This is a genomic window from Pedococcus soli (genome assembly GCF_054782575.1).
The window spans coordinates 1,004,727-1,029,319 of record NZ_BAAGSF010000004.1 but is presented as its reverse complement, the minus strand read 5'-3'; the positions used below and the strand labels follow the sequence as shown (position 1 = coordinate 1,029,319).

Here is a 24,593-nt window from a genome sequence, read left to right as displayed (position 1 = left end):
TTCGTTGGCACGGCGACGGGCACGGCGAGGGCAGCAAGGCCTTGCGTCGCCACCGATCCTTCCACGTCGGTCGCCGCCGGCGACACCCGTGTCTCAGCCGGGCGCGGCGTCCAGGGCCTCGAGGCGGGCCGTGAGCAGCGCCCGCTCCGCGTCGTTCGCGCAGCGCGAGATCGCGAGCGCGTATGCCGCGTGGGCGCCTTCGTCGTCGCCGGCGCGGCTGAGCAGCTCGGCGCGCACGGCGGGGAGCCGGTGGCTGTGCGGGAGCTGGTCGTCGAGACCGTCCAGCTGGGCGAGCCCGGCCAGGGGACCGTCGGACTCGGCCACGGCGACCGCCCGCGCGAGCTGGGCGCTGGGGGTCGGCGCGAGGGCGAGCAGCGTGTCGTAGTGGGCGACGACCCGGTCCCAGCGGGTGGAGCGGGCATCTGGGGCCGTCGCGTGCTCGGCCGCGATCCGGGCCTGCACGGCATACCCGGCGGTCTGGACGGTGACCGGTCCGGTGAGGACGGCCGAGTCGAGGAGCGCCAGCGCCTCGTGGACCTCGTCGCGGTGCCACCGGCTGCGGTCCTGGTCGGGCAGCAGCACGATCGCCCCGGTGGCGTCGACGCGCGCGTCCCGTCGCGAGTGCTGGAGCAGCATGAGGGCGAGCAGCGCGGTGAGCACCGGTTCACCGGGGCGCAGGCCGAGCACCACGCGCACGAGGCGGATGGCCTCGCCGGCGAGCTCGGTGCGGACCGCGTCCGGGCCGCTTCCCGGGGCGTACCCGGCGGTGAACGCGAGGTACGCGGTCTGGGCCAGGACGTCGAGGCGCTCGGGCAGCTCGGCGGCCGAGGGCACGGAGAAGGGGATGCCGGCGGCGACGATCTTCTTCTTGGCCCGCGTGATCCGGGCCGCCATCGTCGGTTCCGGCACGAGGAAGAGCCGCGCCACGTCGGGCGTCCCGACACCGAGCACGAGCCGCAGGGTCAGGGCGCTGGCGGCCGCGGGGTCGAGAGCAGGGTGGCTGCACATGAGGACCAGCCGCAGCAGGTCGTCCTCGACGAGGTCACCCGGGTCCGCCCTCACCACCCCTCCCTCCTCGGACGCCACCACGAGCAGCGGCACCTTGCGCTGGGCCATCGCCTCGCCGCGGAGGCGGTCCAGGATCCGGCGCCGTGCCGTGGTGTGCAGCCAGCCGACCGGGTTGTCGGGCACCCCGTCCTGCGGCCAGCGCCGTGCGGCGGCCTCCACGGCGTCGCCGAGCGCGTCCTCGACGAGGTCGAGGCGACGGAACCGCGCGAGGAGCAGGGACACCAGGCGCCCCCACTCCTCGCGCACGACCCGGGCGAGCAGGTCGGCCGGGTCGTGCGGAGGGAGGGACGTCACAGGCTCTGGTACCCCTCGACCTGCACGGTCGGGCGCACCTCGACGGTGTACGACCTCGGCAGCAGCTTCGCGGCCGCGATGGCGGTGTCGAGGTCGGGGAGCTCGACGTCGTAGTAGCCGCCGACCTGCTCCGTGAGCTCGACGAACGGGCCGTCGGTGACGACCGGCGTGCCGTCCTCACCGTGCCGGATCGTCGTCGCCAGGTCGGCGTCGCACAGGGCTGCGCTCTCGAGCCGTCGGCCCCGCTCGTCGACGAACCGCTCGAACGCGTGGTGGGCCTCGAAGAACTCCTGCCGCTCCTCGGCCCCGGCCGCCTCCCACCGCCCCGGCGCGTAGGCGATGAGGACGACGTACCTCACGACGGACGGTCCTCGGGCTTGACCACCCGTCGGACCTCGATGCCGTCGCCGAGCGCGGCGATGATCTGGCAGCAGTCCACGAGGTCGTCGAGGTCCTCGGTCTCCACCTGGTAGAAACCGCCGACCTGCTCGGTCACCTCGGCGAACGGCCCGTCGGTGGGGCTGCCGCCGCCGGCCGGGATGCTGCGCGCCTCCTTCGAGGAGTGCAGCTCGGCCCCGCCGGTGATCTTGTGCCCCCGCTTGGCGAGCTCCTCACCGAAGCGGTTGTACTCGGCATACCCGGCGGTGCGCTGCTCGACGCTCATGGTGGTCCACCAGCGCTCGGCGTCCCCCACGATCAACACGACGTACTCGGTCACGGCGCTCTCCTCACATGCCCACGGTCGGGCGGATCTCGACGGCCGGGTGGAACGGCGTCGCGAGGAGTCGGCCGCAGACACGGGCCAGGTCCTCCACGTCGTCCGACTCGACCAGGTAGTAGCCGGCGACCTGCTCGGCGCTCTCGGCGAAGGGACCGTCGGTCAGGGTCACGTCGTCGAGCGAGGTGCCGCGCACGACCCTGGCCATCGGGGACGGCGTGAGCTGGGCGCCGCCGGTCATCTTGTGCCCGCGCTCGGCGAGGAGCTGGACGAACTCCGTGTGGGCGGCGTGCAGGTCCTGCTTCTCCTGGTCGGTCGCTGTCGCGTACCTGGCCTCGGGGCTCGGCAGGAGCACGAGGTACTCGGTCATGGCTGGTCCTCTCATCGGTGGGGTGCTTCCACCCTGATGACGCACGAGCTCTTCGCTAATCGACAGCCTGCCCGAAAACATGTCTCCGGACCCAGGCATGCATCGCCACGGCTGCCGCTGCCCCGGCGTTGATCGAGCGGGTGGAGCCGAACTGCTCGATGTGCAGCACGACCTCGCACGCCTCCCTAACCTCCGCCGAGAGGCCCGGCCCCTCCTGCCCGAACACCAGGACGCACTCGCGCGGCAGGTCGTGGGTCTCCAGCGGCACCGAGCCCGGCAGGTTGTCGATCCCGATCAGCGGTATGGCGCGCGGACGCCCCTGCTCGTCCCGCCCCGCGGTGACGGCCCAGGCGATGAGGTCGTCGACGGTCGGGTGGTGGTGCTCGTGCTGGTAGCGGTCGGTCACCATCGCGCCGCGACGGTTCCAGCGGCGCTTGCCGACGATGTGGAAGGCCTTGGCGTTGAAGGCGTTCGCGGTCCTGATGACCGAGCCGATGTTGAAGTCGTGGCCCCAGTTCTCGACGGCCACGTGGAAGTCGTGGCGGTGGGTGTCGAGGTCGGCGACGATCGCCTCGTGCCGCCAGTAGCGGTAGGCGTCGACGACGTTGCGCCGGTCCCCCTCGCGCAGCAGGTCGGGGTCCCAGTGGTCACCGACGGGCCACTCGCCGGCCCAGGGACCGACCCCCACCTCGACGTCCGGCACCTCGACGTCGGGGGTCTGCTCGCTCACGGGTCCCACCCTAGGCGCGCCCGGCGCCGCCCCGGGGTCACTCCCGGGTCAGCCCGGGTCGCTCCGGGGTCACTCCCGGGTCACTCCGGGTCAGCCCGAAAACCCGTTGTCGCCTGCGGGGTGGGTCTGCTGCCATGAGTGGGTACGCACCACCGACACCAGACCGGAGAAACCCATGCGAGCTGCTTCCACGTCCCGCCAGGTACCCACCTACCGAATGGATGTGAAGGCAGTTGCGTACGTTGACCGTCGGGGTCGTGGCGCATGTTGACGCCGGCAAGACCAGCCTGACCGAACGGATCCTGCACGAGGCAGGGGTGCTCGACCGACCGGGCAGCGTCGATGCCGGCGACACCCGCACCGACTCCCTCGAGCTCGAGCGCCGCCGTGGGATCACGATCCGCTCCGCCGTCGCGTCCTTCGAGTGGCACGACACCCTCGTCAACCTCGTCGACACCCCGGGGCACTCGGACTTCGTCGCCGAGGTCGAGCGGTCGCTGGCGGTGCTCGACGCCGCCGTGCTCGTCGTCTCCGCCGTCGAGGGGGTCCAGGCGCAGACCCTCGTGCTGATGCGCGCGCTGCAGCGGCTGGGGCTGCCGACCCTGCTGTTCGTCAACAAGCTCGACCGCGCCGGCGCCGACCCGGACCGCGTCCTGGCCCAGGTGGGCGAACGGCTCACGGCGGGGGCGGTCCCGCTCGGTGCCGCGGACGCCCCCGGCAGCCCGCACGCGGCATACCTGTCGTTCGCCGCGTCCGACGGCGAACAGGCCGACCTGCGGGAGGGGACGCGGGCGGCCCGCGTCCAGCCGGTCGTCTTCGGGTCGGCCATCACGGGGGCGGGTGTCCCGGCCCTGCTCGACGCGCTCACGGACCTCGTCGCCGAGGAGAACGGCCCAGCGCTCGCGCCCGCGGACGACGCCCTCGAGGCGCCGTCCGGCACCGTGTTCAAGCTCGACCGGTCCCCCTCGGGGACTCGCCTGACCTACGTGCGCCTGAGGCGCGGCACGCTCCGGGTGCGCGACCGGCTGGCACTGGCGGGCCGCGAGCCCGAGAGGGTGACCGGCGTCGAGGTGTTCGGACCTGACGGGCTGCAGCGCGCCCGGCAAGTGCAGGCCGGGCGGATCGCCGTGCTCCGCGGCCCCACCACGACCCGCGTCGGCGACCGGTTCGGTCCGCACGGGCAGGGGACCCGCGACGTCGAGCTGGGGCGGCCCAGCCTGGAGACCGTGGTCGACCCCGTCGACCCGCGACAGCGGGGGCTGTTGTTCACCGCCCTCACCGAGCTGGCGGAGCAGGACCCGCTCATCGACCTGCGGCTCGACGACGGTCGCGGCGAGGTGGCGCTCTCGCTCTACGGCGAGGTGCAGAAGGAGGTCATCGCGACGTTCCTCGAGGAGGACCACGGCGTCGCGGCGACGTTCCGACCCACGACCCCGATCTGCGTCGAGCGGGTCCGGGCGGTGGCCGCCGCGCACCAGCTCATCGACGTCAGCCCCAACCCGTTCCTCGCCACCGTGGGGCTGCGGGTCGAACCGGCCGAGGTCGGCCACGGCATCGAGCTCGACCTCGAGGTGGAGCTGGGGTCGATGCCGCCGGCCTTCTTCGCGGCGGTGCGGGAGGGGGCCGGGCTCACCCTCGGGGAGGCGGTGCACGGCTGGGCGGTGCCGGACTGCCGGGTCGTCGTGACGCACTCGGGCTACTACCCGCGGCAGAGCGCGATGCACGCGGGCTTCGACAAGAAGATGTCGAGCACGGCTGCCGACTTCCGGAGCCTGGCCCGGCTCGTGCTCGCCGAGGCGCTGGCACGGGCCGGCACGGTCGTCTGCGTCCCCGTCCACCGGTTCGAGCTCGAGGTGCCCCAGGACCTGGTGGGCGTGGTGCTGGCCGAGCTGCCCCACCACCGGGCGGTGCCCCACACCACCCGCGTGCCGGACCGCTCGCTGGGCGCCGCAGCGGTGCTCAGCGGTGACGTCCCGGCCGGGGAGGTGCACGGCCTGGCGCAGCGCCTGCCGCACCTCACCCGGGGCGAGGCCGTCCTGACCACGGTCCTCGACCACCACGCGCCCGTCACCGGCCCGCCCCCGGAGCGCTCGCGGGCCCGACCCGACCCGTTCGCCCAGGTGCGTGACTGGACCCGGGTGAAGCGGGCCTGGCCAGCCGACTGACCGGGCCTCAGCCGGCGCTCAGGAAGCAGGCCCCCTCGACCCGTACCCTTGGGGCCATGCACTCACTCAGCACCAACTGGATGGACCCCCAGTGGCTCCTCGACCACTTCGGATCGCAGTTCTTCTGGGTGAGCGTCGCCATCGTCTTCGTGGAGTGCGGGCTGCTCTTCCCGATCCTCCCCGGGGACTCGCTGCTCTTCGCGATCGGCCTGTTCATCAGCACCGGTGACTTCAGCATGAACCTCGTCGTCGCCCTGGTGCTCCTGAGCGTCGCCGCATTCGCCGGCAACGTCGTGGGGTACGAGATCGGGCGCGCGGTGGGCCGGCCGCTGTACGAGCGTGACGGCCGCATCCTCAAGAAGAAGTACTTCGACGACAGCCACGCCTTCTTCGAGAAGCACGGCGCCAAGGCCCTCGTCATCGGACGCTTCGTGCCGATCGTCCGCACCTTCATCACGGTGGTGGCCGGCGTGAGCCGGATGGAGCGTCGTCACTTCTTCGTGTGGAGCGGCGTCGGCGCGGTGCTGTGGGTCTGGGTCATCACCCTGCTCGGCTACTTCCTGGGCAACGCGTTCCCCGCCCTCAAGGACCACCTCGAGCTCGCGATCCTCGCCATCGTGGCGGTGTCCGTCATCCCCATGGTCATCGAGGTCGTGCGCGCCCGTCGTGGCGACACCGCCGCCGAGGCCGTGGTCGAGGAGACCGGCGAGGCGCTGGGCGACCTCAGGGACGAGCGCCGCTGAGGGCTCCGACCCTCTGCAGCGACCACCACGCCCAGCCCGCGACCGCGATCCCCAGGGTCCCCGCGACGACGAACGACGGACGCGGCCCCAGCACCGTCGCCGCGACGCCTCCGAGGGCGAGCGCCAGCATCGTGCAGGAGCGGGCCAGGTCGTTGACGACGGCCATCGCCTTGCCCCGGTCGCAGGCCGGCACCCGTCGCACCAGCACCGCGATGATGGCCGCGTTGCTCGTCGCGTTCGTGAGCCCCAGCACCACCGCGAACCCGAGGAAGACCCCGAGCCCCGGGGCAAGGCCCTGACCGACCTGCGCCGACGACATGGCTGCCACGCACGCCACCACCGCCCGGAGCCGGGCCGTGTCGCTCGCCATGAGGCCCGCGAGGCCGGCCCCGACCACCGCGCCGGCCCCGGTGACCGCCTGCGCGAGCCCGAACTGCGCCTCACTGGCGCCGAGGACGTCGCGGAGCAGGAACACCTCCACGGTGTTCATCCCCTCGAGGGTCACGACGAACGGCAGCAGCGCCCGGACGAGGACCCAGACCACGAGCTCACCCCGGATGACGTCCAGACCGGCCCGGGGGAACACCCCACCCAGGACGCGCGCCACCCGCCCGGCCCGCGCGCCGACGCCGATCCCGGGCGAGATTTCGGACCGCATCCGCAACGACACCCCCACCGCGACGAGCACCAGGTAGGTGAGGGCGTCGAGGACGAACACGACCGGGTCGCCGTGCAGCTGGACGAGGACCCCACCGAGCGCGGCGCCGACGGGTGCGGCGATCGCGGCCAGCGCGTGCTGGGTGGAGACGAGGCCGCCGACGCGCTCGTCCCCCACCGCCCGGGTGAGCACCGACGACCACACCGGGTTGGTGAAGGCGAACCCCGTCTGGAGCAGCAGGACGAGCGCGAGCGTCGCCGGCACCGAGTGCCACGTCGCCAGGCCGGCCGCGGCGAGGACCTGGACCGCCCCTCCCACGCCCAGCACGAGCCGCGGGTCGGCCCGGTCGGACAGTGACCCCGCCACTCCCATGGTGAGCACGACGGGAAGGGAGAAGCACGCGAGCAGCACCGCCACGGCATACGGGCCGTCGCCGGTGGAGTGGATGCGCAGGGTGAGCGCCACTATCGCCATCGCGTCGCCGGCCACCGAGACCGCGCCGGCCGGGACGGCGAGGCGCACGTCCCGGGGCCACGATGTGTGAAGCGTGTCTTTCATATTTGTGAAGGTAGCCCTTCACATCTGCGTCGGTCAACTACCCTTCCCGTATGCCGCGGCCACGCCAGCGCACGACGCTCACCATCGACGACCCCCACGCCCTGCGCGCGCTGGCCCACCCCGCGCGCCAGCGCGTCATCGAGGAGCTGTTCAACGGGGAGGTCCTCACCGCCACGGAGGCCGCGCGGCTGTGCGGGATCACGCCGTCCGCGATGAGCTACCACCTCCGGGCCCTCGAGCAGTGGGGCATCGTCGAGCGTGACACCTCGGCCGACGGCCGGGAGCGGCCCTGGCGTGCCACGGCGGACCACTTCTCCATCGCGCCCCGCACCCACCGGGCAGCCGGCACCGCAGCCAGCCAGGCGTTCCTCCTGCCCTGGGTGGTTGAGCTCCAGGCGGGTCTCGAGCGGGCTGCGGACAGCCTGGCCGACGACGACGCGGACGACTGGACCACCCTCAGCCGGGGCCGGCTCTGGCTCACCGCAGAGGAGTCCGTCGCCCTGCGCGAGGAGATGACCGGGGTGCTCGACCGGTATCGCGGCCGAACCTCACGCAACCACCCGGAAGGCGCTCGCGCCAGGAACGCGTACTGGCTCCTGCTCCCGACCGAGGGCTCGGACTAGAGCTCGATGATGCCCGCCCGCAGCGCCGCGGTCACCGCCGCGGTGCGGTCGGCCACACCGAGCTTCTCGAAGGCCCGGAGCAGGTGGGTCTTCACCGTCGCCTCGCCGATGTGCAGCTCCCGGCCGACCGCGGCGTTGGACAGACCCCTGGCGACGCACCGCAGCACGTCGGTCTCGCGGTCGGTCAGGGACGGACCCGCCGGTGCCCTCATCCGGCTGGCGAGCCTCGCCACGACCGGCGGCGCCAGCACCGTCTCGCCGCGGGCCGCCCGCCGGATCGCGTCGGCGAGGACCTCGCGGGGCGAGTCCTTGAGCAGGTAGCCGTTCGCCCCCGCCTCGACCGCACGGACGATGTCGGCGTCGGTGTCGTAGGTCGTGAGCACCAGCACCGCCGGTCCATCGGCACGCGACCGCAGCCGGGCAGTGGCGGCAGCCCCGTCGAGGACGGGCATCCGCAGGTCCATGAGGACGACGTCGGGCGTCAGTCGCTCGGCGAGCAGGACCGCCTCGGCACCGTCGGCCGCCTCCCCCACGACCTCGAAGTCCTCGTGCTCCGACAGCATCGCCACGAGTCCCATCCGCACGACCGGGTGGTCGTCGACGACCAGCAGCCGCAGCGTCGCAGCGGGCACCGGGCTCGGGGTCACCGAGGTCACCGCGGCACCTCCATCCGCAGCCGGGTACCCGCACCCGGGGTGCTCTGCACCTCGAACCGGCCACCGACCTCGTCGGCCCGGGCCGTCGCACCGTCCAGCCCGTAGCCGCGGTCCGGGGTGTCGGGGGCGAACCCGACCCCGTCGTCGGCGACCTCGAGGGACACGGGGGCGTCGGCGGCATACGTGAGGCGCACCTCGAAGGTGCGGGCCCGCGCGTGGCGGCGGACGTTGGCGAGACCCTCCTGGGCCGTGCGCAGCAGGACCACCTCGGAGTTGGCCGGCAGGACGGTCGGCTCGCCCTGGACCACGAGGTTCCCCGTCATGCCGGACTCGGCCGCGACGGCGTCGACGAGGCGCCCGAGCGCCTCGGACAGCGTGCGTGACTGGAGGTGGCCCGGGGTCATCTCGGCGACGATGAGACGCGCCTCGGAGAGGTTGTCGGCCGCCGTCTGCTCGATCAGTCGCACCCGCTCCCGCACCACGTCGAGGTCGCCGCGGTCGAGCGCAGCCTCCGTGGCGCGGGCCAGGGTGACGACCGACGTGAACCCCTGGGCGAGGGTGTCGTGGATCTCGCGGGAGATGCGTTCCCGTTCTCCTGCAACGCCTTGCGCACGTTCGGCAGCCGCGAGCTGGGCCTGGGTGCGACGCAGCTCGTCGATGGTGAACGCGCGCGAGTCGGCCTCCCCGATGATCTTGTGGATGAACAGGCCCATGACGAGGGACAACGAGAGCGTGATGGCGGTGCTGATCGCGATGCCGACCAGGTCGTCCCCGGTCCGAGGCCCCTGCCAGAGCCGGACCCCGCCGATCGCCAGGACGGCCACGACCACGACGGCGGCAGCCTGGTTGCGACGCAGCATCGCCCAGGTCTGTGGGAACAGCCCGAAGGTGAGGATCCACGCCGTACCCGACCCGTCCACGGCCATGAGCGCGATGAGGGCGACCCAGGAGACCGTCACGTAGAGGATCCCCGCGGGCGGCTGCTGCTCGCCGATGCCGCGCCGACCCCACACGAGGTAGGCCACAGCGATCACACCGACGCCCAGGAGCGACCACCCGAGGTGGTCGGCCTCGGCGGCCACGAGGACGCCCGCGGTCGTCGCCAGCAGGACGGCGAAGAACACGTGCCACCAGACCAGCTGGCGCCGCCACATCTCGTCGAGCTCGCCGGACGACGTCCCCGGCAGGGGACGGCAGTCGACAGGCTGGTCGGTGCTCATCTGCCCATCATGTCGTGCCGCGCTTGGTCCAGCGGAAGGTCCGCGCGCACACCAGCAGGCCGGCCACGAGCCAGACGCCGAGGACGAGGGCGGTGCGGCCGTGCTCCCACACGCCCGCCATCTCCTGGGTCTGCCAGTCGTCGGGGAAGAACACCGAGCGCATGCCCTGCGCGATCCACTTGAGCGGGAAGACCGAGGCGACCTGCTTGAGCCAGTCGGGCAGGTCGGTGAAGGCGAAGTAGACGCCCGAGATGAACTGCAGGATCAGCGTCGGCGCGATGACGACCGCGCCGACGGAGCGGGACGAGGAGGCGATGGAGGAGTAGGCGATCCCGAGCACCGTGCCTGTCGCGACGCCCAGCAGGAACACCCAGATGAACGTCACCCAGTTGCTCGCGCTGCTCGGCAGCTGCACCCCGAAACCGATCTTCGCGATGGCGATGAGCAGGGCGAACTGAGCCAGCGAGGTGAAGGCGACCAGGCCGACCTTGCCCAGGAAGTAGGCGACGGGAGGCATCGGCGTCGAGCGCAGGCGCTTGAGCGTGCCGTCGTCGCGCTCCACGGCGACACTGAGCGCCATTGACTGGAAGCTCGTCAGCATCACGCCGGCGGCCACCATCCCGGGGAGGAAGAACCGAGCGGCGTTGACGCCGGACTGGTCCTCCTTGCCGAACTGGTCGCCGAAGATCGTCGCGAACATCGACAGCATGAGGATCGGGAAGACGAAGGAGAAGAAGACCGCCTCCTTCTCGCGGAAGTACATCTTCAGCTCGAGGACCGTCCGGTCCCAGCCGATGGCTGCGGCGTTCATGCCGACACCCCCACGGGCTCGACCGCGGCGTCGGCACCGAGGTGCGGGGCGATGAGCGACAGGTACTTGTCCTCCAGGGACGGCCGAGTGACGGTCAGCTTGGGCACCTCCCCGCCGAGCCGTGCGGAGAGTGCGGTGACGAACTGCGTGGGCATGCTGGTCCTCTCGCTGTGTCGGGTGCCGCCCTCCTCCCAGGAGACCGTGGCCTCCGAGGAGGCGCGGCCGCCGAGGTTGGCCGGGGTGTCGAGGGCGAGCATCCGGCCGGCGGCGATCACGCCGACCCGGTCGGCGAGCTGCTCGGCCTCGTCGAGGTAGTGGGTCGTGAGCAGGATGGTCGTGCCGCCGTCGGCGAGCGACCGGATGAGGTCCCAGAAGTCGCGGCGGGCCTGCGGGTCGAACCCCGTCGTGGGTTCGTCGAGGAACAGCAGCTCAGGGCGACCGACGATGCCGAGCCCCACGTCGAGCCGACGCCGCTGGCCGCCGCTGAGCTTGCCGATCCGGTCGTCGGCCTTGTCCTCGAGGCCCACCGCGGCGATGACCTCGTCGACGTCCCGCGGGCTGCGGTACACCTTCGCCGTGCTGGTGATGGCTTCTCGCGGGGTGATCAGGTCCAGCCCGGTGGAGGACTGCAGGACGATGCCGATGCGGTTGCGCCAGGCGAGGTCGGCCGCCTCCGGGTCCACGCCGAGGACCTTCACCTCACCGCCGTCCCGGCGCCGGAACCCCTCGAGCACCTCGACCGTGGTGGTCTTGCCGGCGCCGTTCGGCCCGAGGAGCGCGAACACCTCGCCCGCCTCGATCGTCAGGTCGAGGCCGTCGACGGCCTCACGGGTTCCATAGCTCTTGCGCAGTCCGGTGACGGTGATCGGTGCGTCCATGGGACCACCCTCCCGCGGCCGGACCGCATCGCGGCAGCATCAGCCGGTGGAATCGCCGTCCACCGACCGGTGGACCCCCACCCTGCACTCCGCCCGCCCTCCGTGCGCTCACGCACAACGCCGGTTGCGGGGCAGACCTCGGGACGACAACCCGCGGTATGCCGCGCAACCGGCGTTGTGCCGGAACGTCAGGACTGGGTGGGGGGCTGCGCGGGCGGAGGGGTCGTCGGCGGGGCGCTCTCCGGGGCGGCCACGGGCGGGGCCGCAGGGACGCCGGCCTCGGTCCCGGCGGCATACCCGCTCGGCGGGGGGATCGTCGCGTCGCGCTGGCCGAAGTCGACCTTCACCGGGTCGCGCTGCTCGCCCTCGGCCTCGAAGTACTCCGCGCGCTTCACCTGGGCGAGGCCGGCGATGATGTTGGAGGGGATGGTCTCGACCTTGGTGTTGAGCTCGCGGACGTTGGCGTTGTAGTAGCGCCGGGCGGAGGCGATGCGGTCCTCGGTCGAGGTCAGCTCCTGCTGGAGGGCGAGGAAGTTCTGGTTGGCCTTGAGGTCGGGGTAGGCCTCGGCCACGGCGATGAGGCGGCCGAGCGCCTGGCTCAGCAGCCCCTCGCTCTGCGCCTGCTGCGCCGGCGACTGGCCGCCCGCCATCGCGGCGGACCGGGCCTTCATGACGTCCTCGAGGGTGCCGCGCTCGTGGGCCGCGTAACCCTTGACCGTCTCGACGAGGTTGCCGATGAGGTCGTGGCGCCGCGTCAGCTCGACGTCGATCTGGCGCCAGGCCTCCTGCACGAGGTTGCGCAGCTTGATCAGGCCGTTGTAGATGCTGACGCCCCACAGGACCAGCAGGACGACGACGACGGCGAAGACGATCGCTTTGATCATGGAACTCCCCTTGTTCAGGCGCGGCGACTGGCGCTGCGCCCGATCCTAGGCGAGGCCGAGCTCCTCGAGGCCGTAGACGTGGCGGTACTCGAAGCCGGCATCGGCGAAGACCTGGGCCGCGCCGGTGGCACGGTCGGCGATGGTGGCGACCGCGACGACCGTGGCGCCGGCCTCACGCGCGGCGTTCGCTGCATCGAGGGGTGAGGCCCCGGTGGTCGAGGTGTCCTCGACGATGACGACGCGGCGGCCCTCGATGGACGGACCCTCGATGCGCTGCTGGAGGCCGTGGGCCTTGCCTGCCTTGCGGACCACGAACGCGTCCTTGCGGTCGCCCGCGGCCGCGCTGGCGTGCAGGATCGCGGTGGCCACGGGGTCGGCGCCCAGCGTCAGCCCGCCGACGGCGTCGTAGTCGAGGTCGCTGATGAGGTCACGCATGACGATCCCGACCAGCGGGGACCCCTCGCCGTCGAGGGTGATGCGGCGCAGGTCGACGTAGTAGTCGGCCTCCTTGCCGGAGGACAGCGTCACGCGGCCGTGGACGATGGCCTTGTCCTTGACGAGCTCGAGGAGGCGGGCACGGGCGGCGGAGGAGTCGGTCACGGCTCAGCAGCCTAGCGAGAACTCAGCGACTGCCCTTGGACCCGTCCTTCGGGCGGTGCACCGTCCTGGCCCGCGAGCGCACCAGGGCACGGGGCACCAGGCGCAGGCCGGCGACGATCGCCTTGTACTGCGGTCCGGGGACCGACACGACCTTGCCCTTGGCCACGTCGTCGAGGCAGTCACGGACCAGGCGGTCGGCGTCGAGCCACATGAACTTCGGGACGCCCGACATGTTGACGCCGGCCCGGTCGTGGAACTCCGTGTGCGTGAAACCGGGGCACAGCGCGGTCGCCGTCACCCCGGAGCCGGCGAGCTCGCCGGACAGGCCCTCGGTGAAGACCGTGACGAAGGACTTCTCGGCCGAGTAGGTGCCGGAGGTGATGAAGCTGGCCACGGAGGAGACGTTGACGATGGCACCGTTGCCGCGCTCGCGCATGGCCCGGGCCGCGGCGTGGGAGAGGACGAGCACGGCTCGGCAGAGCACGTCGAACAGGGCCTCCTCCTGGCTGATGTCGTTGTCCAGGAACCGCTTCTTGAGCGAGTAGCCCGCGTTGTTGACGAGCAGGTCCACGGGCCGGGCGGCGTCGGCCAGACGTTCGGCGACCTTGCCGGTGTCGGCCCGGTCGGACAGGTCTGCGACGAGGATCTCGGTGCCGACCTTGTACTTCGCGCGCAGGTCGTCGGACAGGTTCTCCAACCGGACCCGGTCACGGGCGACGAGCACGACGTCGTGCCCGCGCTCGGCGAGCTGGTGGGCGAAGGACAGTCCGATGCCGGCGGTGGCGCCGGTGACGAGGGCGGTGCTCATGGGGCCCACTCTAGGTGCGCCCCATAAGGTTGGCATCGTGCGAATTGCGACGTGGAACGTGAACTCCATCCGGTCCCGGATCGACCGGGTCGAGGCGTGGCTGGAGCGCAGCGACGTCGACGTCCTGGCGATCCAGGAGACCAAGGCGACAGACGCGCAGTTCCCGTTCGACCGGCTGCAGGCGCTCGGTTACGAGGTCGCCCACCACGGCCTCAACCACTGGAACGGCGTGGCCATCGTCTCCCGCGTCGGCCTCACCGACGCCGTGCCGTCGTTCGCCGACGCCCCGGCCTGGGGCGACCCGGCCGTCGTTGAGGCCCGCGCGCTGACCGCGACCTGCGGCGGGGTCAAGGTCACCTCCGTCTACGTCCCCAACGGCCGCCAGCTCGAGGACCCGCACATGGTCTACAAGCTGGCGTGGCTGGCAGCGCTCCGCGAGGACGCCGTCCGGTCCGCCGAGGCCGGGGAGACCGCCGCGATCATGGGCGACTGGAACATCGCGCCGCAGGACGAGGACGTCTGGTCGATGGAGTACTACCTCGACAAGAGCCACGTCTCCCCCGGCGAACGGGCCGCCTTCCAGGCGATCCTGGACGCCGGGTTCGTCGACGTGGTCCGCCCCCACACCTCGGAGCCGGGCACCTTCACCTACTGGGACTACACCCGCCTGGCCTTCCAGAAGCGTCGCGGCATGCGGATCGACTTCATCCTCGGGACGCAGCCGTTCGCCGACCGCGTGCTGGGCGCGGCGATCGACCGTGGGGAGCGCAAGGGCAAGGGCGCCTCCGACCACGCGCCGGTCGTCGTCGAGCTGGCCGACTGACGTGCCCAACCCCTCGATCCTGACCGTTGCCGCGCCCGACGGGGTCCGCCTGCGCGTCCAGGTGTATGCCGCCGCGCCCGCTCACCTCGACGCCGCACCACCGGTTGACCTCCCGACCGTCGTGCTCGCCCACGGCTGGACCCTCACCCACGCCTCCTGGCTGCCGGTCGTCGAGCGCCTGACCGCCCGGGGACTGCGCGTGGTGACCTGGGACCAGCGCGGGCACGGCCGGTCCGGCGCCCTGACCGGACCGACGTCGGTGCGGGTCCTCGGTGACGACCTCGCCGCGGTGCTCGCGGTCGTGGCTCCCGACGGCCCCCTCGTCCTCGGGGGCCACTCCATGGGCGGCATGACCGTGATGGCGTACGCCGGGCTGCACCCGGCTGCGTTCACCACGCGGGTGCGGGGCACCGTGCTGGTGTCGACGATGGCGGAGACGTTCGACCGCCCGGTGCCGATCCGGCAGCGGCGGGTCATGGGGCTGATCGCGCGGCTGCCCCGGATCCGGGCCGGACGGTTCGTGACGCTCGACGGCCAGCGACGGCTGCTGTTCGGGCCGGCGGCGGAGGACGAGCACGTCGCGCTCACCCGCGACCAGGTCGCCGCCACCACCCTGCCGACGATGGGCCGGTTCTACCGGGCCCTGCAGGAGCACGACGAGGCGCACGCGCTGGCGCACTTCGACGGCATACCGACCGTGGTGCTGGTCGGCGAGCGCGACCGGCTGACTCCACCGCGTCAGTCCGAGCGCATCGCCGAGCTGGTGCCGCACGCCGAGCTGCACGTGCTGCCCGGGCTCGGCCACATGCTCGCCTACGAGGCGACCGACGAGGTCGTCGACGCGTTCACGCGCGTCCTGCCCCACCCATCCTGACCCCACCCCGCCTGACCCCACCCCGCCTGACCCCCGCCTGAGTCCGCAAAGCGGGTGTCCTTCGGCGACCCGGGTCTTATTTGTGCTGGGTTTGCCGAACGACACCCGCTTTGCGCGGGCGGGACGTCAGGGGCGGCTCGGCTCCGCAGGGGTGACGGTGAGCTCGGCCCGGTAGACGGTGGGGTCGCACCCGGGCCCGTTGGGTGAGAACGAGCCCGGGGTGACTCGAACGGTCGTCGGCGACAGCAGCACACCGGTCGTGCCGCTGACCAAGATGCTGAGGTCGACCGGCTCCGTCGAGGTGAACGGCAGCTCCATCCCCACCGAGTTCCCGCGGCCGCCGTCGAACTGCGCACTGGTGCAGGTCGTCGCGAGGCACACCTGCACCGTGACGAGGTCCGGTCCGGCACTCGCCGAGTCGAGCGCCCGTGGGAATCCGGCGACCGTGACCCTCAGCAGGTTGGAGGCATCCGCGGTGTCGCAGGTCCGGCCGCCGCAGCCCACCGCCAGTGCGCCGACCAGGACGGCCGTCAGGGCGACACGGGAGGCATGCGCGGCGCGGGAGGTCTTCACAGGGGTGGGATGCCGCCCAGGGGCTGGTGGTTCCGTCGCAGACCCAGGCCGAGGGAGGCCAACGCCCCCAGCACCGCCGCGACGGCAGCACCGGTGAAGACGGTCTGCACCTGGACGACCCCGGCGGCGACCAGGGCCTTGGTGTCCGTCTGGTCGGGCAGGGCGGCCACGGTGTCGTAGTACCGGTGGAGCCCGATCGCGGTGAGCAGCGCGAGCCCGACGACCATGCCGACCATCCGCGAGACGACGACCAGGGCCGAGGCGACCCCGTGGGCGTCGTCCGGGGCCGCAGCGAGGGCGGCGTTGTTCACCGGCGCGAGGGCCAGTCCGATGCCGAGGCCGACGAGGGCCAGGACGACGGTGGCGGAGAACGCGTCGAGCGACCCGTCGCCCCACCGGCTCATGACGAGCAGCCCCACGGCCGACAGCGCCAGCCCCAGCCCGCTGACGACACCGTCACCGAGTCGACGCAGCGACCAGCCACCGAGCAGGGCACCGACGGGCACGGCGACGAGGAACCGCACGAGCACCAGCGCCGCCTCGGTCTGCGAGTCCGTGAACGTGAGCCGCGCCAGCACCGGGACGTCGACGACGACGGACACCAGCGACGCCCCCACGAACGCACTGACCAGCAGCGAGAACCGGGCCCGACCGCGGACGACCCCGCGGGCGATGAGGGGTTCTGCAGCGCGGCGGTGCCGCCACAGGTAGAGCCCGAAGGCCAGCGCCCCCAGGGGGAGCAGCGCGAACCCCAGCGGGCCGACGACCTCACGCTCGGGGTCGCTCGCGGCGAACGTCAGCACCACGCTGCCCAGCGCGATGCCCAGGAGCAGCGCGCCGGGTACGTCCGCGCGGCCGACGACGGCCCACCAGCCTCGCGCGCTGACCGCCAGCCAGGCGAGGACGAGGACCAGCGCGACGACCCCGATCGGGGTGGCCAGCCGGGACGTCGAGCCACCGAACGGCACGAACGGCACCCCCAGCGACACGTCGGTCACCAGCCGCGCGGGCGCGGCCAGCGCGACTCCTGTCACCACGAGCGCGAGCAACCCCAGGACGAGCGGTATGGCGCGTGGCCGGGCCGGCCTCTCGCCACCAGCGACGACGACGGCAAGGGCGAGGAGGACCCCGGCGATCACGTTGAGCCAGAAGATCATCCGCCAGTCCGAGACGGCGAGGACGACCGCGCCGAGCACCGGACCCAGGACGCTCCCCAGCTCCTGCACGGCACCGACGACACCCAGCGGCATACCCCGCTTGTCGGCCGGCCAGAGGTCGGCCACGAGGGCCAGGGTGGCAGGCACGAGGCCTCCACCGCCGATGCCCTGGAGGACCCGGCCGGACACGAGCACCGGGAGCTCGACGGCGAGGGCCGTCACGGCCGAACCCACGACGAAGATCGCCAAGCAGGCCAACAGGATCCGTTGCCTCGAAGCCAGGTCGGCAAGGCGGCCGATGAGGGGCAGCACCGCGATGTAGCCGAGGAGGAAGCCCGAGATGATCGGGGTCGCCTTCTGCAAAGCGTCGATGCCCAGGCCGACGCCGGTCATCATGTCGGTCAGGGCCAGCACGACGACATAGGTGTCGGCCGCGGCGAGCGCCACGGCCACCGAGGCGGTGGCCAGCAGCGCCCTAGGGGCGGGTGATCGCAACGGCCTTGGCCAGGCTCGTGAGGTGCAGCGTGTAGGTCGAGGTGGCGCCGGCGTAGAACGGGCCCTTGATGACCACGCTGCGCAGCTCCTTGCCGGTCTGGGTCACGCCGTAGGTCACGTCGAACGTGCCCTTGCGGTCGCCGATGACCAGCAGGTCGGCCACGGCATCGCCGGGGAGCTTTCCGGTGAAGGTGTTGAGGACGTCGGCCCCGTCACGAACCGTCGACGCCTTCGCCGGGGTCTGCGTCTTCGTGATGAGCGCGGTGATGCCGGTGTCCTTGTTGAACAGCTGCGCGGGGTTCGGGGCGCCGTAGGTCGCGGGATCGATCTTGTTGAAGGTCGGGGTGAAGAACTTCATGTAGACGTCCTTCTCGACCGCGACCACCTCGACCGTCCCGGTGACGCCCTTGATCGAGGCGTTGAGCGTGCCCTGGAACGACGGCGGGGTGAACAGGCCCGTGCCCTTGGCTCCGGAGACGCCGACCGCCTTGCCGGGGAGCCCCGCCGACTCGAGGGTGAAGGTCACGGCGGGACTCTTCTCCAGCACCGCGCGGGCGGCCGCCAGCTGCTGGGCCGGCGGCTGCTCGGCCGCTGCCTTGTCCGCACCCCCGGAGCACGCGGTGAGCGCCAGGATCGAGACGAGTCCGGCGGCGGCGAGGGCAGGGGTGTGGCGCACAGGGCAACGGTAACCGCCACGACAGCGCCAGCCGGACGGGACGCGCAGACCCCGCCCGTTCGGTGGGTCCGCGCGCCGGGAGCGGGCGCCCGGGGAACCAGGGGAGGCGACTTTGGCGGGGACTGCTCCCCATGGTCAGGGCGACCCGCCGCTCCTAGCGTTCCGGTCGAGCCGGCACCGCGTCGGCCGACACCCGAGGGGGAACCACATGCAGCTTCTCAGCACCCGGCGTCGCCGACTGGCCACCGCCGCAGCCTCCGTCATCCTGGTCGGCGTCCCGCTGGTCGGGACCGTCGCGGCCCAGGCCGCGGGCAGCGCGACCGGCACGGTCAACACCAGCGGCGCCGCACTCAAGGTCCGCTCCGCACCCACCACCGCTTCTGGCGTCGTCGGCACCCGGGCCGACGGCGCGAAGATCACCATCACCTGCCAGACCTACGGCGAGAAGGTCTCCGGCACCTACGGCACCAGCAAGGTCTGGGACAAGCTCAAGGCCGGTGGCTACGTCAGTGACGCCTTCGTCAAGACCGGCTCCGACGGCCTCGTCGCCCCGCTCTGCGCCGGCACGACGACACCGCCCCCGGCGACCGGTCAGTCGGCGAAGGTCAAGGCCACCATCGCCGCAGCCAAGGGGATGCTCGGCAAGTACCCGTACTCCTGGGGTGGCGGCAACGCGAACGGCCCGACCCGCGGGATCTGCTGCAGCCCCAGCGGGATCGACGACCGCAACACGGTGGGCTTCGACTGCTCCGGCTTCATGGAGTACGTGTTCCACAAGGGCGCCGGCCTGACCCTGTCGAGCACCTCCCGCAGCCAGTACTCCGCCGGCCCGCGCGTCGCCATCTCCCAGCTCAAGGCCGGCGACATGGTGTTCTGGTCCAACTCGAGCAAGACGGCCTCCGGCATCCACCACGTCGCCCTCTACATCGGTGACGGCAAGATCGCCGAGGCCAACCGGGTGAGCGGCCCGGACATCCGCATCCGCTCCTTCTCCAGGAACGAGTCCGGTGTCATGCCCTACGTGGTGCGTCCGATCCGCTGATCCCACCCCACCAGGCAGGGGTATGGCGCGTGGTGACCACGCGCCATACCCCTGATCGTGTGCCGCTCGCTCAGCCGGGGGTGGCGGCGTGGCCGGCTCGCCCGTCGGTGCGGCGGTCGCTCTTCATCTCCGCCTCGAAGACGTGCCGGCGGCCGTCCATGAGCTCGTCGCGGACGACCTTCTCGAGCCGCTGGAAGTCGGCGTAGTAGCCGTCGTCGAACTCCTCGACGAGCTGGAACGTCCAGCGCCCCTGGATGAAGTTGCGGCCGACGAGCTCGGTCTCGAGGCGGTCGGCGAGGTCGCCGTGGCCCGCCTTGCGCAGCAGCTCGCACGCCTCGCCGAGGGCGAGGTCGGCCGACCCGGTGAGGCGGTGCAGGCCGTAGAGCCGGCCACGCACCTCCTCGATGGTCTCGAACGCCTCGCTCAGCTTGCCGACCGCCTCGACGGTCGCGTCGTCCACCCCGTCGGGGCGTCGGTCGAGACCGCGCTCCCCCGGGTTGCCCCGGTCGTCCTCGCTCATGGGCACAGTCTGCGGGCTCAGTCCTGGCCGCGCACGATGAGGTGGTCGGTCTCGGGGTCGCGGTCGATGACCACGGCCTCGCCGTCACGGACCTGCCCGGACAACACTGCCTTCGCGAGCCGGTCGCCGATCTCCTTCTGCACCAGCCGGCGCAGCGGACGGGCGCCGTAGGCCGGGTCGTAACCGGTGATCGCCAGCCACTCGCGAGCGGCAGGCGTCACCTCGAGGCTGATCCGGCGGTCGACGAGCCGACTCGCCAGCTCACGCACCTGCAGCTCGACGATGTGGGTGAGCTCCTCCGAGCTGAGGGGGTCGAAGATGACGACCTCGTCCAACCGGTTGAGGAACTCGGGCTTGAAGCTGGCCCGCACCACTCCCATGACGGCCTCACGCTTGGCCGACTCCTCCATCGTGGGGTCGACGAGGAACTGGCTGCCGAGGTTGCTGGTCATGACGAGGATGACGTTGCGGAAGTCGACAGTCCGGCCCTGGCCGTCGGTGAGCCGCCCGTCGTCGAGGACCTGCAGCAGGATGTCGAAGGTCTCGGGGTGCGCCTTCTCCACCTCGTCGAGGAGGACGACGGAGTAGGGGCGACGGCGGACCGCCTCGGTGAGCTGACCGCCCTCCTCGTACCCGACGTACCCGGGAGGCGCGCCGATGAGCCGGGCGACGGAGTGGCGTTCGGAGTACTCGCTCATGTCGATGCGGACCATGGCCCGCTCGTCGTCGAAGAGGAAGTCGGCCAGGCTCTTGGCGAGCTCGGTCTTGCCGACGCCGGTGGGTCCGAGGAACAGGAACGAGCCGGTGGGGCGGTGGGGATCCGACAGGCCCGCCCGCGACCGGCGGACCGCGTCGCTGACCGCCTCGACCGCCGCCCCCTGACCGATCAGCCGTGAACCGATGATCGACTCCATCGAGAGCAGCTTCTCGGTCTCGCCCTGGAGGAGCCGCCCGGCCGGGATGCCGGTCCACGCCGAGATGACCTCGGCGATGTCGTCGGCGCCGACGCGCTCCTTGACCATGAGCTCCTCGGGCTGGCCGCCACCCTCGCGCAGGGCGAGTGCGCGGCTGCCCTCGGCCTCCTGCGCGGTGACGAGGGCCTTCTCGAGGGCGGGGATGTCGCCGTAGAGCAGCTTGGACGCACCCTCGTAGTCACCCTCGCGCTGCAGGCGCTCGGCCTGGCTGCGGGCCTCGTCGATCTGGGACTTGAGGTCACCGACCCGGTTGAGCCCGGACTTCTCCGACTCCCAGCGGGCGTTGAGCGCCGCGAGCTCCTCGCTCTTGTCGGCGAGGTCCTTGCGCAGCCTCTCGAGGCGCTCGACCGAGGCGTCGTCGGTCTCGCGGGTGAGGTGCAGCTCCTCCATCCGCAGGCGGTCGACGGCACGACGCAACTGGTCGATCTCGACCGGAGAAGAGTCGATCTCCATGCGCAGCCGGGAAGCCGCCTCGTCGACGAGGTCGATGGCCTTGTCGGGGAGCTGGCGTCCGCTGATGTAGCGGTCGGACAGGCTGGCCGCCGCGACGAGCGCGGCGTCCTCGATCTCCACCTTGTGGTGCGCCTCGTACCGCTCCTTGAGCCCGCGCAGGATCGCGATGGTGTCCTCGACGCTCGGCTCGCCCACGAAGACCTGCTGGAACCGGCGCTCGAGGGCCGGGTCCTTCTCGATGTGCTGGCGGTACTCGTCGAGCGTCGTCGCCCCGACCAGCCGGAGCTCACCACGGGCCAGCAGCGGCTTGAGCATGTTGCCGGCGTCCATGGCGCCCTCGCCCGAGGCTCCGGCACCGACGACCGTGTGCAGCTCGTCGATGAACGTCACGACCTGTCCGTCGCTCGCCTTGATCTCCTCGAGGACGGCCTTGAGCCGCTCCTCGAACTCACCCCGGTACTTCGCGCCGGCCACCATCGCCGCCAGGTCGAGGCTGATCAACCGCTTGTCGCGCAACGACTCCGGCACGTCGCCGTCGACGATGCGCTGGGCCAGCCCCTCGACGACGGCGGTCTTGCCGACACCGGGCTCACCGATGAGGACCGGGTTGTTCTTCGTCCGCCGCGACAGCACCTGCACGACCCGGCGGATCTCCGAGTCGCGACCGATGACCGGGTCGAGCTTGCCGTCCCGGGCCGCCTGGGTGAGGTCGGCGCCGTACTTCTCCAGCGCCTCCCCGCCCTCGACGGGCGTCTCGCTGCTGACCTTGCGGCCAGCCCGCAGGGCGTCGATCTTCGCCTCCATGTCCTTCGCCCCGCGCTTCTCGATCGCGGCGAGGTGACCGGTCTCGGCGAGCGCCAGCAGGAGGATGTCGCCGGCGAGGTAGGTGTCGCCCTTGGCGCGCATGAGGGTGTCGGCCTGCTGGAGGACGGCGACCGCCTCGCGACCGAAGGTCGGCGGCTGGGTGGCACCGGTCGTCGTGGGCAGGGTGCGCAGACGGGCGTCGGCCTGACCCAGCACGTGACCGGCCCCGGTGCCGGCGGCCTGGAGGAGGACGTCGGCCTGCGCGGTCTCGAGCTGGACCAGGGCGCTGGTGAGGTGGTCGGGGGTGATCTCGGGGTGGCCGGCGGACTGCGCCGCACGCTGGGCGAGCGCGAGGGCCTCGGCGACCTTGGCGGTGGGCTTCAGATCCATGCCTGGGTGCTCCTGGTGGTTCGGTCTGACTGTTCTTCGGAGACAACCGCTCCAAAGTTGAGTCTATTCCGCTCAACCTTGTGCTGCACAGGCCCTTCGTCCCGCCTTCCTGCGCCGGCCATGTGGACTACAGCACGCGCGGCGTCGGCTCGGGGTCGTACCAGCCGCCACGGTCGTCGGCCAGCGCCTGGAACCGGTCGCGCAGCCCACCCTCGACCGGCCCCGACTCGTCGGCGACCATCTCCTCCACGACGTGCACGGCCCACTCGTGGGCCTCGGAGTCGTCCTCGCCGGCCAGCGCCTCCCGGACGACCCGCACCCCGCTGAACCCCTCTTCGGTCAGCTCGGCGGCGACCTCGTCGGCGGTGTCACGGTCGGGGAAGACCAACAGGTGCTCGCTCACAGGCCCGAGTATGCCGCGTGCCCCCACCGCCGTGATGCGCCGCCGCCACGACGCGCCCAGCACGTTTGCAACGCGGTCCGTCCGCTCAGCTGCGGTGGCTGGGTCGCCAGACCACGAGGGCCTGGGAACGGCCGCTGCGGGGGCGCTCCCCCGCCCGGACCGCGATCACGTCGCCGGTCGGCCCGACGGCGAACACCCGCGAGCCGAACGTGCCGCGGGTCGCGACCCGCAACCCAGCCACCTCGTCGGTGAGCTCCCGGACCCGGGAACGCAGCATCTCGACCTGGTGCTCGAGCTCGAGGATGCGCTGGATGCCCGCGAGGCTGATGCCCTCCTCCTGGGAGAGCCGCTGCACCTCACGCAGCAGCGCCACGTCACGCCCGGAGTAGCGGCGGCCGCCACCGCGGGTGCGCGACGGGCTGACGATGCCGAGCCGGTCGTACTGCCGCAGGGTCTGCGCGTGCATCCCCGCGAGGGTGGCCGCCACCGAGATGACGAAGACGGGCGCGTCGTCGTCAGGCGAGAAGCCGGAGCCCGGGACCACGGGAACCACGACGGGTCACCGTCCCGCGTTCTCGAAGAGCTCGGCGCGCGGGTCGTGCCCCTCGTCCTGCGACCGCAGGGTCTCCACCGCCTCACGGGCCTCGTCGGAGAGCCGTTGCGGCACCACGACGACGACGCGGGCCATCAGGTCACCGGGCGTGCCCTTGACCTGGACCCCGCGGCCCTTGACCCGCAGCACCCGACCGCTCGGGGTGCCCGGCGCGATGCGGACCTTGACCGGGTCGCCGGTGAGGGTCGGCACCGAGACGGTCGCACCCAGGGCGGCCTCGGCGAACGTCACCGGCAGGTCCAGCGTGAGGTTGTCGCCGTCCCTGCTGAAGACCGGGTGCTTCTCCACCGAGATGGTCAGGATGAGGTCGCCGTTGTCGGCCCCGCGGTCGCCGGGCTGGCCCTTGCCGCGCAGCCGGATCTTCTGGCCGTCCTTGACGCCGGCCGGGATCCGCGTGGTGATCTGGCCCCCGCCGGTGACGCCCAGGGTGACGGTGGAACCCGCGACGGCGTCACGGAAGGACAGGCTGGTGCGGGCCGTCAGGTCGCCGCCCTTGCGCGGCCCGGTCGGTGCCCGGAAACCGGCACTGCCGCCATACGTCTGGCCGGCAGCGCCACCGCCCCCGAACATGCCGAAGAGGTCCTCGAGGTTGGGCTGGCCCCCGCCACCGCCGGTGGAGTAGCGGACGCGCTGGCCGCCCCCACCACCGCCGAACATCGACGAGAACACGTCGTCGAACCCGCCGCCACCGGCAGCCCCACCGGGGCCACCCGCGGTGAAGCGGGCCCCGCCGCGGGCCATCTGGCGCACGGCGTCGTACTCCCGGCGCTTCTCGGGGTCGGACAGCACCGAGTTGGCCTCGCCGATGTCCTTGAACCGCTGCTCCGCGGCCGCGTCCCCGGGGTTCTGGTCGGGGTGGTGCTTGCGGGCGAGCTTGCGGTAGGCCTTCTTGATCGCCGCGTCGTCAGCATCCTGGGGGACGCCGAGGATGGCGTAGAAGTCCTTCTCGAACCAGTCCTGGCTGGCCATGTCCGGGTCCTCCTCTCAGCAGTCGGTGGCGGTGGGCGGAAGC

Annotated in this window: 27 protein-coding genes; 6 read left to right on the top strand and 21 right to left on the bottom strand. The window is 72.1% G+C overall.

Annotated features, from left to right (window positions below; genetic code table 11):
• Positions 1–93 precede the first annotated feature (93 nt).
• Genes ACYVKF_RS10920 through ACYVKF_RS10900 form a run of 5 tightly spaced genes read right to left on the bottom strand, consistent with a single transcriptional unit; the run spans position 94 to position 3,180 of the window.
• On the bottom strand, positions 94–1,362 hold the full coding sequence (locus ACYVKF_RS10920; RefSeq protein ID WP_460966432.1) for an RNA polymerase sigma factor: 1,269 nt from the start codon (positions 1,360–1,362) through the stop codon (positions 94–96).
• Complete coding sequence (locus ACYVKF_RS10915; RefSeq protein WP_460966431.1) at positions 1,359–1,721, bottom strand: YciI family protein; 363 nt, start codon at positions 1,719–1,721, stop codon at positions 1,359–1,361. The genes ACYVKF_RS10920 and ACYVKF_RS10915 overlap by 4 nt, the downstream gene beginning before the upstream one ends.
• Positions 1,718–2,080 carry a YciI family protein gene (locus tag ACYVKF_RS10910; RefSeq protein ID WP_460966430.1) on the bottom strand — a complete coding sequence of 121 codons (363 nt, stop codon included), beginning with the start codon at positions 2,078–2,080 and terminating at the stop codon, positions 1,718–1,720. Before ACYVKF_RS10910 ends, ACYVKF_RS10915 begins: the two co-directional genes overlap by 4 nt.
• A 10-nt stretch (positions 2,081–2,090) precedes the next feature.
• A complete protein-coding gene (locus ACYVKF_RS10905; protein WP_460966429.1) occupies positions 2,091–2,450 on the bottom strand; it encodes a YciI family protein in 360 nt (119 codons plus the stop codon).
• A 55-nt stretch (positions 2,451–2,505) separates the two neighbouring features.
• Positions 2,506–3,180 carry a TrmH family RNA methyltransferase gene (locus tag ACYVKF_RS10900; RefSeq protein ID WP_460966428.1) on the bottom strand — a complete coding sequence of 225 codons (675 nt, stop codon included), beginning with the start codon at positions 3,178–3,180 and terminating at the stop codon, positions 2,506–2,508.
• A gap of 233 nt (positions 3,181–3,413) precedes the next feature.
• On the opposite strand from ACYVKF_RS10900, the gene ACYVKF_RS10895 reads away from it, so the two are divergent.
• Both ACYVKF_RS10895 and ACYVKF_RS10890 read left to right on the top strand, forming a co-directional pair.
• Positions 3,414–5,345 (top strand): GTP-binding protein, encoded by a 1,932-nt coding sequence (locus ACYVKF_RS10895; protein WP_460966427.1) that lies wholly within the window; start codon positions 3,414–3,416, stop codon positions 5,343–5,345.
• Positions 5,346–5,401: 56 nt separating this feature from the next.
• Positions 5,402–6,088, top strand: coding sequence for a DedA family protein (locus ACYVKF_RS10890; protein WP_056916265.1), 687 nt, complete (start codon positions 5,402–5,404; stop codon positions 6,086–6,088).
• Here the strand turns inward: ACYVKF_RS10890 and ACYVKF_RS10885 are convergent.
• Positions 6,069–7,304, bottom strand: coding sequence for an MFS transporter (locus tag ACYVKF_RS10885; protein ID WP_460966426.1), 1,236 nt, complete (start codon positions 7,302–7,304; stop codon positions 6,069–6,071). The genes ACYVKF_RS10890 and ACYVKF_RS10885 overlap by 20 nt on opposite strands.
• Before the next feature lie 50 nt (positions 7,305–7,354).
• Between ACYVKF_RS10885 and ACYVKF_RS10880 the strand changes: the two genes are divergently transcribed.
• A complete protein-coding gene (locus tag ACYVKF_RS10880; RefSeq protein ID WP_460966425.1) occupies positions 7,355–7,927 on the top strand; it encodes an ArsR/SmtB family transcription factor in 573 nt (190 codons plus the stop codon).
• On the opposite strand, the gene ACYVKF_RS10875 is transcribed toward ACYVKF_RS10880, so the two are convergent.
• The 7 genes from ACYVKF_RS10875 to ACYVKF_RS10845 form a co-directional block, all read right to left on the bottom strand.
• Positions 7,924–8,583: a response regulator gene (locus tag ACYVKF_RS10875; RefSeq protein WP_082553213.1), complete on the bottom strand. Its 660-nt coding sequence runs from the start codon at positions 8,581–8,583 to the stop codon at positions 7,924–7,926. The two genes, ACYVKF_RS10880 and ACYVKF_RS10875, sit on opposite strands and share 4 nt — an antisense overlap.
• Positions 8,580–9,803 (bottom strand): sensor histidine kinase, encoded by a 1,224-nt coding sequence (locus ACYVKF_RS10870; protein ID WP_460966424.1) that lies wholly within the window; start codon positions 9,801–9,803, stop codon positions 8,580–8,582. The genes ACYVKF_RS10875 and ACYVKF_RS10870 overlap by 4 nt, the downstream gene beginning before the upstream one ends.
• Positions 9,804–9,810: 7 nt before the next feature.
• Positions 9,811–10,614, bottom strand: a complete 804-nt coding sequence (locus ACYVKF_RS10865) for an ABC transporter permease (RefSeq protein WP_056919360.1) — start codon at positions 10,612–10,614, stop codon at positions 9,811–9,813.
• The gene (locus ACYVKF_RS10860; RefSeq protein WP_460966423.1) at positions 10,611–11,492 is read right to left on the bottom strand and encodes an ABC transporter ATP-binding protein; all 882 of its coding nucleotides are present in this window, start codon (positions 11,490–11,492) and stop codon (positions 10,611–10,613) included. The genes ACYVKF_RS10865 and ACYVKF_RS10860 overlap by 4 nt, the downstream gene beginning before the upstream one ends.
• A gap of 188 nt (positions 11,493–11,680) precedes the next feature.
• A complete protein-coding gene (locus tag ACYVKF_RS10855; RefSeq protein ID WP_056916259.1) occupies positions 11,681–12,376 on the bottom strand; it encodes a LemA family protein in 696 nt (231 codons plus the stop codon).
• 45 nt (positions 12,377–12,421) lie between these two features.
• Positions 12,422–12,976, bottom strand: a complete 555-nt coding sequence (gene pyrE, locus ACYVKF_RS10850) for an orotate phosphoribosyltransferase (protein ID WP_460966422.1) — start codon at positions 12,974–12,976, stop codon at positions 12,422–12,424.
• A gap of 22 nt (positions 12,977–12,998) precedes the next feature.
• A complete protein-coding gene (locus ACYVKF_RS10845; protein ID WP_056916257.1) occupies positions 12,999–13,784 on the bottom strand; it encodes an SDR family NAD(P)-dependent oxidoreductase in 786 nt (261 codons plus the stop codon).
• A 37-nt stretch (positions 13,785–13,821) separates the two neighbouring features.
• On the opposite strand from ACYVKF_RS10845, the gene ACYVKF_RS10840 reads away from it, so the two are divergent.
• Both ACYVKF_RS10840 and ACYVKF_RS10835 read left to right on the top strand, forming a co-directional pair.
• On the top strand, positions 13,822–14,607 hold the full coding sequence (locus ACYVKF_RS10840; RefSeq protein ID WP_460966421.1) for an exodeoxyribonuclease III: 786 nt from the start codon (positions 13,822–13,824) through the stop codon (positions 14,605–14,607).
• A gap of 1 nt (position 14,608) precedes the next feature.
• Positions 14,609–15,481 (top strand): alpha/beta fold hydrolase, encoded by an 873-nt coding sequence (locus tag ACYVKF_RS10835; RefSeq protein WP_460966420.1) that lies wholly within the window; start codon positions 14,609–14,611, stop codon positions 15,479–15,481.
• Positions 15,482–15,607: 126 nt separating this feature from the next.
• Here the strand turns inward: ACYVKF_RS10835 and ACYVKF_RS10830 are convergent, their stop codons facing one another.
• The 3 genes from ACYVKF_RS10830 to ACYVKF_RS10820 are packed head-to-tail and all read right to left on the bottom strand — an operon-like array spanning position 15,608 to position 18,382.
• Positions 15,608–16,054, bottom strand: coding sequence for a hypothetical protein (locus ACYVKF_RS10830; protein WP_460966419.1), 447 nt, complete (start codon positions 16,052–16,054; stop codon positions 15,608–15,610).
• The gene (locus ACYVKF_RS10825; RefSeq protein WP_056919364.1) at positions 16,051–17,706 is read right to left on the bottom strand and encodes an MFS transporter; all 1,656 of its coding nucleotides are present in this window, start codon (positions 17,704–17,706) and stop codon (positions 16,051–16,053) included. Before ACYVKF_RS10825 ends, ACYVKF_RS10830 begins: the two co-directional genes overlap by 4 nt.
• The gene (locus ACYVKF_RS10820; RefSeq protein ID WP_460966418.1) at positions 17,687–18,382 is read right to left on the bottom strand and encodes an LppX_LprAFG lipoprotein; all 696 of its coding nucleotides are present in this window, start codon (positions 18,380–18,382) and stop codon (positions 17,687–17,689) included. The genes ACYVKF_RS10825 and ACYVKF_RS10820 overlap by 20 nt, the downstream gene beginning before the upstream one ends.
• Before the next feature lie 208 nt (positions 18,383–18,590).
• Here ACYVKF_RS10820 and ACYVKF_RS10815 point away from each other — a divergent pair, with 208 nt between their 5' ends.
• The gene (locus ACYVKF_RS10815; protein WP_460966417.1) at positions 18,591–19,424 is read left to right on the top strand and encodes a C40 family peptidase; all 834 of its coding nucleotides are present in this window, start codon (positions 18,591–18,593) and stop codon (positions 19,422–19,424) included.
• Positions 19,425–19,494: 70 nt separating this feature from the next.
• On the opposite strand, the gene ACYVKF_RS10810 is transcribed toward ACYVKF_RS10815, so the two are convergent.
• The 5 genes from ACYVKF_RS10810 to ACYVKF_RS10790 all read right to left on the bottom strand — a co-directional run bounded on the left by ACYVKF_RS10810 (position 19,495) and on the right by ACYVKF_RS10790 (position 24,550).
• Positions 19,495–19,944, bottom strand: coding sequence for a hypothetical protein (locus ACYVKF_RS10810; RefSeq protein WP_460966416.1), 450 nt, complete (start codon positions 19,942–19,944; stop codon positions 19,495–19,497).
• A 17-nt stretch (positions 19,945–19,961) separates the two neighbouring features.
• Positions 19,962–22,565, bottom strand: a complete 2,604-nt coding sequence (gene clpB, locus ACYVKF_RS10805) for an ATP-dependent chaperone ClpB (protein WP_056916249.1) — start codon at positions 22,563–22,565, stop codon at positions 19,962–19,964.
• 127 nt (positions 22,566–22,692) lie between these two features.
• Entirely contained in the window at positions 22,693–22,968 is a 276-nt protein-coding gene (locus ACYVKF_RS10800; RefSeq protein WP_056916248.1) for a ribonuclease E inhibitor RraB, read from the bottom strand.
• 85 nt (positions 22,969–23,053) lie between these two features.
• The gene (locus ACYVKF_RS10795; RefSeq protein ID WP_460966415.1) at positions 23,054–23,521 is read right to left on the bottom strand and encodes a heat shock protein transcriptional repressor HspR; all 468 of its coding nucleotides are present in this window, start codon (positions 23,519–23,521) and stop codon (positions 23,054–23,056) included.
• A 6-nt stretch (positions 23,522–23,527) separates the two neighbouring features.
• Positions 23,528–24,550 carry a DnaJ C-terminal domain-containing protein gene (locus ACYVKF_RS10790; RefSeq protein ID WP_460966414.1) on the bottom strand — a complete coding sequence of 341 codons (1,023 nt, stop codon included), beginning with the start codon at positions 24,548–24,550 and terminating at the stop codon, positions 23,528–23,530.
• Positions 24,551–24,593 lie beyond the last annotated feature (43 nt).

Excerpts from the sequence above, each read along its gene's own strand:
- ACYVKF_RS10885 (WP_460966426.1), bottom strand. The coding sequence starts at position 7,304 with ATGAAAGACACGCTTCACACATCGTGGCCCCGGGACGTGCGCCTCGCC.
- ACYVKF_RS10845 (WP_056916257.1), bottom strand. The coding sequence starts at position 13,784 with ATGAGCACCGCCCTCGTCACCGGCGCCACCGCCGGCATCGGACTGTCC.
- ACYVKF_RS10880 (WP_460966425.1), top strand. The coding sequence starts at position 7,355 with ATGCCGCGGCCACGCCAGCGCACGACGCTCACCATCGACGACCCCCAC.
- ACYVKF_RS10905 (WP_460966429.1), bottom strand. The coding sequence starts at position 2,450 with ATGACCGAGTACCTCGTGCTCCTGCCGAGCCCCGAGGCCAGGTACGCG.
- ACYVKF_RS10870 (WP_460966424.1), bottom strand. The coding sequence starts at position 9,803 with ATGAGCACCGACCAGCCTGTCGACTGCCGTCCCCTGCCGGGGACGTCG.
- clpB (WP_056916249.1), bottom strand. The coding sequence starts at position 22,565 with ATGGATCTGAAGCCCACCGCCAAGGTCGCCGAGGCCCTCGCGCTCGCC.
- ACYVKF_RS10860 (WP_460966423.1), bottom strand. The coding sequence starts at position 11,492 with ATGGACGCACCGATCACCGTCACCGGACTGCGCAAGAGCTATGGAACC.
- ACYVKF_RS10815 (WP_460966417.1), top strand. The coding sequence starts at position 18,591 with ATGCAGCTTCTCAGCACCCGGCGTCGCCGACTGGCCACCGCCGCAGCC.
- ACYVKF_RS10865 (WP_056919360.1), bottom strand. The coding sequence starts at position 10,614 with ATGAACGCCGCAGCCATCGGCTGGGACCGGACGGTCCTCGAGCTGAAG.
- ACYVKF_RS10890 (WP_056916265.1), top strand. The coding sequence starts at position 5,402 with ATGCACTCACTCAGCACCAACTGGATGGACCCCCAGTGGCTCCTCGAC.
- ACYVKF_RS10855 (WP_056916259.1), bottom strand. The coding sequence starts at position 12,376 with ATGATCAAAGCGATCGTCTTCGCCGTCGTCGTCGTCCTGCTGGTCCTG.
- ACYVKF_RS10810 (WP_460966416.1), bottom strand. The coding sequence starts at position 19,944 with ATGAGCGAGGACGACCGGGGCAACCCGGGGGAGCGCGGTCTCGACCGA.
- ACYVKF_RS10790 (WP_460966414.1), bottom strand. The coding sequence starts at position 24,550 with ATGGCCAGCCAGGACTGGTTCGAGAAGGACTTCTACGCCATCCTCGGC.